Origin of the sequence: Curtobacterium poinsettiae (genome assembly GCF_025677645.1) — a bacterium.
Classification (GTDB): domain Bacteria; phylum Actinomycetota; class Actinomycetes; order Actinomycetales; family Microbacteriaceae; genus Curtobacterium; species Curtobacterium poinsettiae_A.
On record NZ_CP106879.1, the window covers coordinates 2,823,911 to 2,833,592 of the forward strand.

8 protein-coding genes are annotated in these 9,682 nt (G+C 72.1%); 5 read left to right on the plus strand and 3 right to left on the minus strand.

Annotated features, from left to right (window positions below; all coding sequences use genetic code 11):
• Window positions 1-26: 26 nt before the first annotated feature.
• Complete coding sequence (locus OE229_RS13495; protein ID WP_027465915.1) at window positions 27-1,004, minus strand: carbohydrate ABC transporter permease; 978 nt, start codon at window positions 1,002-1,004, stop codon at window positions 27-29.
• Between the two features lie 152 nt (window positions 1,005-1,156).
• The gene (locus tag OE229_RS13500) at window positions 1,157-2,440 is read right to left on the minus strand and encodes an ABC transporter substrate-binding protein (protein ID WP_138803690.1); all 1,284 of its coding nucleotides are present in this window, start codon (window positions 2,438-2,440) and stop codon (window positions 1,157-1,159) included.
• Between the two features lie 294 nt (window positions 2,441-2,734).
• Between OE229_RS13500 and OE229_RS13505 the strand changes: the two genes are divergently transcribed.
• A complete protein-coding gene (locus OE229_RS13505) occupies window positions 2,735-4,063 on the plus strand; it encodes a glycosyltransferase (protein ID WP_262138455.1) in 1,329 nt (442 codons plus the stop codon).
• A gap of 153 nt (window positions 4,064-4,216) precedes the next feature.
• Here OE229_RS13505 and OE229_RS13510 read toward each other — a convergent pair whose 3' ends face one another.
• The gene (locus OE229_RS13510) at window positions 4,217-5,530 is read right to left on the minus strand and encodes a glycosyltransferase family 2 protein (protein ID WP_263344571.1); all 1,314 of its coding nucleotides are present in this window, start codon (window positions 5,528-5,530) and stop codon (window positions 4,217-4,219) included.
• 157 nt (window positions 5,531-5,687) lie between these two features.
• Here OE229_RS13510 and OE229_RS13515 point away from each other — a divergent pair, with 157 nt between their 5' ends.
• The 4 genes from OE229_RS13515 (at window position 5,688) to OE229_RS13530 (ending at window position 9,659) form a co-directional block, all read left to right on the plus strand.
• The gene (locus OE229_RS13515) at window positions 5,688-5,861 is read left to right on the plus strand and encodes a hypothetical protein (RefSeq protein WP_155896838.1); all 174 of its coding nucleotides are present in this window, start codon (window positions 5,688-5,690) and stop codon (window positions 5,859-5,861) included.
• Between the two features lie 113 nt (window positions 5,862-5,974).
• On the plus strand, window positions 5,975-6,913 hold the full coding sequence (locus tag OE229_RS13520) for a beta-1,6-N-acetylglucosaminyltransferase (protein ID WP_262138460.1): 939 nt from the start codon (window positions 5,975-5,977) through the stop codon (window positions 6,911-6,913).
• Window positions 6,910-8,451: a lipopolysaccharide biosynthesis protein gene (locus OE229_RS13525; protein ID WP_262138462.1), complete on the plus strand. Its 1,542-nt coding sequence runs from the start codon at window positions 6,910-6,912 to the stop codon at window positions 8,449-8,451. The genes OE229_RS13520 and OE229_RS13525 overlap by 4 nt, the downstream gene beginning before the upstream one ends.
• On the plus strand, window positions 8,448-9,659 hold the full coding sequence (locus OE229_RS13530; RefSeq protein WP_262138464.1) for a glycosyltransferase family 4 protein: 1,212 nt from the start codon (window positions 8,448-8,450) through the stop codon (window positions 9,657-9,659). The genes OE229_RS13525 and OE229_RS13530 overlap by 4 nt, the downstream gene beginning before the upstream one ends.
• Window positions 9,660-9,682: the final 23 nt, after the last annotated feature.

A 9,682-nucleotide genomic window follows, 5' to 3' on the forward strand; every position in this document is an offset into this window, starting at 1 on the left:
GGACCGGGGGCGGTCTGCTGCGAGGGTCACTTGAGTTCACCCTTCTGCTGGGCGGCCTGCGTCTGCACGACGTTGGCGCCGAGGAACCGGACGAAGACGAACGCCACGATGAAGATCACCAGGAAGGTGATGGTCGACAGGGCCGACGCGGAGTTGAAGCCCTGCCGGATCTGTTCGACGACCAGGATCGACAGGGTCGTGGTGGCGTTGCCGGAACCACCGCCACCGCCGGTGAGGATCGCGGGCAGGTCGTACATGCGCAGCGCGTCGAGCACGCGGAACAGGATCGCGACCATCAGGGCGGGCTTGATCAGGGGCAGGGTGATGAGCACGAAGCGCTGGAACGTCGACGCGCCGTCCATCTTGCCGGCCTCGTAGACCTCCTCCGGGATCAGCTGGAGCCCCGCCAGGATGAGGAGCGCCATGAACGGCGTGGTCTTCCAGGTGTCGGCGATGATGACCGCCCACCGGGACGCCCACTCGCCGCTCGTCCACAGGATCTGCTGCCCGAGGACGTGGTTCAGCACGCCGTTCGCGTCGAAGATGAAGTACCAGAGCTTCGCGGTGACGGCCGTCGGGATCGCCCACGGCACCAGGATCGCGGCACGGACGAGCGCGCGGCCCTTGAAGTTGCGGTTCATGATGATCGCCATCCACACGCCGATCACCGTCTCGGCGAGCACGGTGACGACGGTGAAGAAGAACGTGTTGCCCATCGATACCCAGAACTGCGAGCCGAGGCTGCCGGGCGGGCACGTGACGTTGCCGCACTGCTGGCCGAGCCAGTGCGCGTAGTTCGTGATGCCGGCGAACCCGCCCTGCACGAACAGGCCGGTGGCCTTGTCGAGGCCCTGGTCGAGCTGGAACGACTGGATGATCGCACTGACGACCGGGTAGCCGATGACGATCGCGAGGAGCAGGATCGTCGGGCCGATGAGGTACACGGCCCAGCGGCCGTGCTCGGCGTTGAGTCCGCCCTTGCGCCGTCGGCGCTTCGGTTCCATGCCCGTCGGGTTGGGGATGGCTGCGGGGATCTCGGTTGCTGCTGACACGTGTCGGCCTCCTTGCCGGGGGTGTCGGAACGCAAGTAGGGGGCGGACGGGAGGCCCGTGGCGGACCCGCCACGGGCCTCCCGTCCATCAAGCGGCGTGAGCCGCTAGCTGCTGGTCGCCGACTTGAGGGCGTCCTGCATGTCCTTCATGGCTTCGTCGACCGACTTCGATCCCTTGAGCGCCGCGTAGGTGTTGTCCTGGATCGCCTTCGTGACGGCCGGGTAGAACGGCGTGACCGGGCGCGGCTCCGCCGACTCGATCGACTTGAGCAGCGTCGGCAGGTAGGGCAGCTCCTTCGTCAGCTCGGGGTCGGTGTACAGGTCACCGACGACCGGGGCGAGCGAGCCCTGGGTCGCGAAGAACTTCTGCGTCTCGTCCGAGGTCAGGAACTCGAGGAAGTCGTGCGCCGTGGCCTTGTGCTTGGAGTACACGCTGATCGCGGCGTTGTGGCCGCCGAGCGTGGAGGCACCGACGCCGTCGGCACCGGGGATCGGCGCGATGCCGAAGGTGTCCTTGACCTTCGACGAGCCGTCGGTCTTGGCGAGGCTGTAGACGTACGGCCAGTTGCGCAGGAACAGCAGCTTGCCGGCTTCGAACGCGGTGCGGCCCTGCTCCTCCTGGTAGGTGATCGCCTCGGCCGGGATGTTCCCGTCCTCGAACGCGTCCACCAGGTTCTGCAGGCCGGCCTTCGCCTTGTCGGTGTCGACGTCGGGCGCACCGTCGCTGCCGAGCACCGAACCGCCGGAGCCGTTGATCGCCTCGGAGGCGTTCACCGTCAGGCCCTCGTACTTCGCGAACTGCCCCGCGTAGCAACCGATGCCGGCGTCCTTCGCGATCTTGCAGTCGTCCATCATCTCCTTCCACGTGGTGGGAGGCGTCTTGACGAGGTCCTTGCGGTAGTAGAGCAGTGCGCCGTCCGAGGTCTGCGGAGCGGCGTAGAGCGTGTCGTTGTAGGTGGCGGTCTTCACCGTCGACGGCAGGAGCTTCGAGGTGTCGAGCTTCATGTCGCCGGTCAGCGGCGTCAGCCAGCTCTTGGCGGCGAACTCGGCGGTCCAGACGACGTCCACGTCGACGACGTCGTAGTTCTCGTCCTTCGCCTGGAAGTGCTGCACGAGGTCGTCGTGCTGCTGGTCGGCCTGGTCGGACTGTTCCTTGAAGGTGACCTTCTCGTCCGGGTGGGCCTTGTTCCACTTCGCGATGAGCGGGCGGACGACGTTCGAGTTGTCCTTGCCCTGCACGTAGGTGATGGGGCCGCGGCTGTCCTGGCCGCTCTTGGCGTCGTCCGATCCGGCGCCGGAGCTCCCGCTCGAGCAGCCGGTGAGCACGAGGCCGATGACGGCGACCCCGGCAACGGATGCGAACCGCACCCTGGAGCGTGTTGTCTTCACAGCGTTGTCTCCTCGTTGAGATCACCAGGGGGCATCGATCGGGTTCGACGACACTGCCCTGGAGCAGGCGCCGCTGCCTGCTGGTGGAGGAAGCTACGCCCGGTCCGGCGGGAGCGCAACCGGTTGCATCGGTTCCGTGACCTGAGCGTGACCCATGAGGTTCCCGTGGCTTCCTGGGTGAGCGCTCACCCCCGACGGGGGCACACGCACCGCACTGCGGAACCCCGCACGAACCCCGCCACTGCTGGTCCGGTCCGTTGTCCGGACACCGCGGGCGGTCGTAGCGTCCCGACCATGACCCTGCACTCCTCCGTCACCGTGCCCGGCCCCCGTCGGGTCGTCAGCGTCGACCTCGACGCTCCGCTGCCGCGCCTGGTCGCCGACGAGTCGGGTTCCTCCGCGCTCGTCGTCGGCTACCGCGACGGCTTCCCCGTCACCACCCTCGACGTGCTGCTCACCGCGGACCCGGCCGACGCCGCCCGCGCGATGGCGCCCCTGGTGGACGGCCTCGCACGGACCTCCGGTGCGACGGAGACCCCCATCCCCGACCTCGACCTCCCGCTCATCTCGATCGTCGTGTCGACCATCGTCACCCGGGTCGAGGACATCCGGAAGCTGGTCGACTTCCTCGAGCACCTCGACTACCCGCGGTACGAGGTCATCCTCGTCGACAACCGCGTGAAGCTGCCCGAGGTCGACGCCCTGCCCGGGCTGCTCGAGGGCCGCGACGTCCGGCTGGTCACCGAACGCCGTCCGGGCTGCTCCGCCGGCCGCAACGCCGGGGTCGCAGCGGCGCACGGCGAGATCATCGCGTTCACGGACGACGACGTCCGGGTGGACGCACAGTGGCTCCGGTCCATCGGCACGCGCTTCGTCCGCGAGCCCGAGGTCGCCGCGGTCACCGGGATGATCCTGCCCGTCGAGCTCGAGACCCCCGCGCAGATCTGGTACGAGGCGTACTACGGCGGCTTCAGCGGCGAGCGCACCTTCCAGCCGGTGACGATCGTGCCGGACGACGTCCCCGGGGTCATGCGGCACGCGCAAGCCCGGGCCGTCCGCCCCGACGGCTCGGTGCAGAAGCACTTCGCCGTCTACGGCATCGGCGGCTACGGCGCCGGCGCGAACTGGGCGGTCCGACGGTCGGCGTTCGACGCCGTCGGCGGGTTCGACCCCGTGCTCGGTGCCGGTGTGCCCGCCCGCGGTGGCGAGGACCTGGCGATCTTCATCGACATCCTGTGGAGCGGTGGCCGGATCGGCTTCGAACCACGCGCGGTCGTGCACCACCGGCACCGGCAGGACCTCGCCGGGCTGCACGGGCAGCTCCACTCGAACGGCGTCGGGTTCACGGCGCTGATGTGCGAGCTCATCGCGAAGGACCGCCGGCACGCGATCGTGCTCGCGCGGCTGATGCCCCGCGCCGGCAAGATCAAGCTGAAGCAGCTCGTGTCACGACTGGCCGGCCGGCGTGACGCCGCGGCCGAGAGCATCACCGAGGCCTCCACGACCCGGATCCCGCGCTCGTTGGCCTACCACGAGTTCCGCGGCTTCCCGGCGGGCCCGGCGGCGTACTTCCGCAGCCGTCGGTTCTGGCGCGAGGTCGAGGAGGGCCGCTTCCGCCCGTAGGCGGAGCAGCAGACGTCCGCACCGGAACGGAGGGGAGGCCCGTGGCAGCGTCGCCACGGGCCTCCCGTCCGTTCCGGTACGTGCGTGCGTGCGTTGGAGAGCAGTGCACGCGGTGCGTGCCGTGCACGCGGAGCGCGGCCACCCGCGCCGCGGTCACCCGCGCCGCGACCGCCCGACGACGTACCGCCACGGTCCGCCCAGCGCCGCCACGAGCTCGACGCGCTTGAGGCCGGCCGTCGCCTCGCGGAACGCGTCGTCGACGGGCCACCCGCCGACGGCGTCCACCGCGGCGGACACCTGGTCCGCATCGGCGCCGGTGTTCTGTCCGAGCGCCCCGAGCTGCCGCAGCGCCCCGACCGCCCGACGGAGCACGGCCAGTGCGGTGCGCGGTCGCAGCATGAGCTTCGCGACCCACGCACCGAGACCGGTGCCGTAGCCGAGCGCCTGCGAGCGCAGCGCCGCACGGTCTGGCCGGTGCTTGTGCCAGACGACGGCCGAGGGCTCCACCGCGAGCGCACCGCCGGAGAACAGCACCCGGGTGAACAGGTCGGGGTCCTCGCCGGCGCGGGCCAGGGTGCCCGGGCCGAGTGCGACGTCGAACCCGCCCAGGGCGAGCGCGGCCGAACGGCGGAGCGACATGTTGGCACCGGTGCCGAACGCGCCGACGGAGAACGGGAACAGCGGCAGGTCCGCCGGCGGCGCCGACGTGCGGAACACCCGACGGTCGGTGTTGCGCGCCCAGGTCACGCGCTCGTCGAAGTACCGCTGCGTGGGGGTCCGGAGTTCGCCGCTGGGTACGAGGCCGGTCACGCAGACGACGTCCGCGTCGCGGGCGTACGCGTCGGCGAGCGCTGCGAGCCAGTGCCGGTCGACGACCACGTCGTCGTCGACGAAGGCGACCACGGCCCCGGACGCGAGGGCGAGTCCGGCGTTCCGTGCGCGCGAGACGCCGGGTCGGGCCTCCAGGACGTACCGCAGGCGCGGATCCGCGAGCGACGTGACCACGTCGCGGGTCGCGGTGGTGGTGGGCGCGTTGTCGACGACCAGCACCTCGAAGTCGTCGTGCTCGGACGCGAGCACCGAGCGCACGCAGCGGCGCAGGTCCTCGGGCCGGTCGCGGGTGCCGATGACGACGGAGACGCGTCCGACCGGCGTCCCCGCGGGGGCGGCCGGGAGGCCCGTGGTGCGCAGGGCGCGCAGGGCCGGTCCCAGCTCGGCCGGGTCCACGCCGCCGTCCGCGTCGACGCCGACGTCGACGAACCCGGCGATCTCGCGTCCGTCACGGACGAGCAGGCGGGCGCGGCGGAAGCCGGTGGCGCCGGCGAGTTCGACGGCGGACGCGGCGAGCGCCTCCTGTCGGTCGACGGCGCCGACCCAGGCCGCGCCGGCCCAGGCGGGCACGTCCGGGGACGGCATCGCGGGCGTGAGCGTGAGCACGCGGGTGGTGGTGGCCTGCTGGTCGGTCATGGTCCGATGCTCCGGTGGGGCTGCTGCAGGGTCAACGGCGGCCGCCCGCGGTTGCGGCGACGGTCGTCCGACTTGCGGTTTGCCGCCAGCACACGCCCCCGGACGGTAGGATCGTGAGGACGACTCGGCGGCAGCACGCCGGGCACGAGGAGGACGCATGTCGATGGGCCCCACCGACGAGCTCGGCGCCGTGCTCCCCTCGGAACAGAGCGTCTTCGTGGTCGACTCCGTGACCTGCGTCTGCGGCCATGTGCAGGACGCCCACGAGCACTACCGTCCGGGCACGGACTGCGCCCTCTGCGACTGCCAGAAGTTCCGCAAGAAGCGCTGATCAGGCCTTCCGGGCACTGATCGATCGGGGGCGGTGCGGGAAACCGCCGCTTCCCCGCAGACGGGCACGGGTCGCCTTGTCGGCCCCGGAACGGCGCGGTTAGCGTCGCGTCCATGGCCATCTCCCCCGCGGTCCCCGCGTGCATCGTCCTCGCCCACGAGGACCCGGCACACGTGCGCCGACTCGTCGAGGCGCTCGACCCGTTCCCGGTGTTCCTGCACTGCGACGCGCGCACCCCCGAGACGGTGTTCCGCGCCATGACCGACGGGCTGCCGGATCGTGTCCGGCTGCTCCCCCGGATCCGGACCGGCTGGGCGCGCTGGGAGAACGTCGCCGCCGAGGTGTCCGGCTACCGGGCTGCCCTGGCCGAGACCGACGCCTCGCACGTGGCCGTGCTGACCGGCAGTGACTACCCGCTGGCGAACCCCGCCGAGATCACGGCCCTGCTCGAGGCGCACCGCGAGGAGTCGTTCATCTCGGTCAACCCGCTGCCGTTCGCACCGTGGGGCCGTGACGGCGGCATCTCCCGCATCCGCTTCCGGCACTGGGCCTGGCGGAAGCACATGCTCCGACTGCCGGTCCCCCGCCGCGTGCCGGCGAACGTCTCCTTCGCCGGGGGCTCACAGCTCAAGGTCCTCGCCCGCCGGCACGCCGCCGCCGTCGTGGACACCGTCGACCACCGCCGGGACCTGGTCCGGTTCTGGCAGCGCACCTGGGTCGCCGACGAGACCTTCGTGCCGTCGGTGCTCAACTCGCCGTCGCTGACACCGGGGTTCGCCGACGAGCACGTCTCCCAGCCGCTCTGGTGGATCGGGTGGGACGGCACCGCGCGGAAGAGCCCGCCGTGGTTGACCGTCGCCGACGCGGGGCAGCTGCTCGAGCGTCGGACGGACGCGGACGTCGAGGTGCAGCACCTGTTCGCACGGAAGTTCTCAACCGACCGGAGCGGTGACCTGCTCGACGTCGTGGACGCAGCCTTCGGGCTGCGCCAGGGCGCAGCGACGGCGTCGGCGTCGGCACGGCAGGACGCGGCAGCGGTGGTCGCACCGTGAGCTTCCCCCCGCAGACCCGCCGCGAGGCCCGCGCAGCGCGCGAGGCCGAGGCTCCCGCGCCCATCGCCCGGGAGCCCATCGCCCCGGAAGCCGTCGCACCCTTGCCCGAGTCGCTCGACACCGGATCGGTCGCCGTGCGGAAGGGCGCCTCCGTCCTGTTCGGCCGCGGCCTGCTGTACGTCGTCGTCTGGTCGATGCAGCTCGTCGTCTCGTCGCTCATCTCCCCGGTGCTCGCTCACTTCATGCCGCCGGCCGAGTTCGGCGTCCTCGCCTCGGCCATCGCCCTGTACCAGGCCCTCGTCGTCCTGGCCGTCCTCGGCATCGACCAGGCGTCGGTGCTGCAGCGGGCCGAGGACGGCGACGACCGCCGGGCGCGCGGCCTGCTCGCCGTCGGCATGGTCACCGCGATCGTCGTCACCGTCGCGGCGCTCACCACGATCCCGGTCTGGGCGGACGCCGCCGGCTTCGTCGGCAACCACCCGCTGCTCCTCGTCGCGGTGCTCTGGACCGGCCCCGCCGCCATCGTGCAGATCTCCCTCGCGCTGCTCGTCGCCCAGGACCGCATCCGGGTCTTCGCGGTCACGAGCCTGCTGTCCTCGATCGGCGGCTCGGTCATCGGCCTCGGGCTCCTCACCTGGGTGCAGGCCGACGCGACCACCTACGCGTGGGGCGGCGTCGTCGCCCAGGGCGTGGCGATGGTCATCGGCATCGCGGCGACCCGTCCACGGCTCGCCGGCCTGTTCGACCGCAAGACCACCGCCCGGGCGTTCCGCCTCGGCGTGCCGATCGCCCTCGGCAACCTGTCGTACTTCGTGCTGAACGCCGGCGACCGGATCGTCGTCCAGCGGCTGCTCGGCCCGGACGAGGTGGCCCGCTACCAGATCGCCTACATCGTCGGCTCGGCCGTCATCCTGCTCCTGACCTTCACCAACCAGGCGTGGGCGCCGCACTTCGCCGCCCTCCGCGACCCGGTCGCCCGCCGGCAGCTCGCCATGCACGCCCGCGACGAGCTGTACAAGATGCTCGGACCGGTCCTGCTCGCCGTGACCCTGGTGTCACCGGTCGCGCTGCCGATCCTCGCCCCGGCGTCGTACCGCGTGCAGGAGCTCTCGGTCGTCGTCTTCGTCGTCGCGATCACCGCGTTCCCCGTCGTCGCCAGCGGTGCGACCGGACGCCTGCTCCTGGTCGAACGCCGCGGTGTCGCCGTCGGGGTGATCGCCGCGATCGCCGGCGCCGTGAACATCGGCGCGAACCTCGTGCTCGTGCCCGTGCTCGGCATCGCCGGCGCGGGCCTGGCCACCGTCGTCGCCTACGCGATCCTGGCCGCCATGCAGCTGCTGGCCCTGCCCGACCGCCGTGAGTGGCGCGGACCGGGTGCCCGGATCGTCCTGACGACCCTCGCCGCGCTCGTCGTGGCCGCCGCGTCCCTGCTCCTGCCGCAGGACGTCCTCTGGAACTGGGTCCGCATCGCCGGGGTGGTCGCCTGCCTCCCCTGGTTCCTCCGCCGACTGAAGACCGCAAGGGGTGGTGTCTCGTGAGACCGCGACAGACTGCACACGACGGCACCCGCCGACTCCGCGTCGGCGTCCTGGTGACCGGACTCGCCATCACCGGCGGACTCGAACGCTGTGTGCTCGAGGACACCCGCGAGCTCGTCGCCGCCGGCCACGAGGTCGAGGTCTGGCACCGGAACGCCCAGTCCCCGCGCGCCGCCGAGGGCCCAGCGCCCTACGAGGCGATGGGCGTGGAGCTGGTGGAGGCCACCGACTACCGGTTCGGGATCACGACCGCGCTCCGCGACGCCTGGCGGTTCGCCCGCGAGGGGCTGCGGATCCGACGATCACACCTCGACGTCCTCTGGTTGAACCGGCCCGAGTACCTGCCGTTCGGCCGGGTCGCGTCGCTCGTCTCCGGAGTCCCGCTCGCGGTGCACCTGCACCACGCGCCGAACTACCGGCGGCTCGGCCCGATCGCCGGCGGCCGCACCCGCTACTTCGCGGTCTCGCACGCGATGGCGCGCGCCTGGGCGGAGTCCGGCGTGCCGACGGACCGCATCACGATCGTGCCGAACGGTGTCGACACTGACGCGTTCCCGGCCGCCACCCCGGCATCGGTGCACGACGCCCGCGCGGCACTCGGCATCCCCGAGGACACCCCGACGGTGCTGTACTACGGTCGGCTCACCCGGTCGAAGGGCGTGCTCGCCCTCCTGGAGGCATGGGGTCGCGTCCGCACGGCCGCTGCGGCACGCGTGCCGGTCACCACTCCCCCCGTGGCCGGTCACGCGGCCCCCGCGCCGCTCCTCGTGCTGGCCGGTGCGCTCTACCCGGAAGAGGCCGACGCCGTGCACGCCGCGATCGACGCGCTCCCCGCCGGTTCCGTGCTCGTGCTCCCCGAGCGGGACGACGTCGTCCCGCTCCTGCACGCCGCCGACGTCGTGGTGGCGCCGTCCATCGAGCCCGAGGGCTTCGGGCGGGTCGTGGTCGAGGCGATGTCCGCCGGCCGTCCGGTCGTCGCCGCCGCATCGGGCGGCACCGGGGAGATCCTGTCGGGCGACTGGGCGCGGTACACCGTCGACCCGGCGGACCCCGACGCACTGGCGGAGAAGCTGCTCGACACCCTCGACGAAGCCGAGCTCGACCCGTCCCTCGCCGCACGGTGCCGCGCGTGGGTCCGTGACCGCTACGGGCGCGAGCCGCACGTGCGAGCGCTGTTGCTGGCGCTGCTGGCACACGCTCGGCGCTGACCGCGCCGGGCTCGCGCTGACCG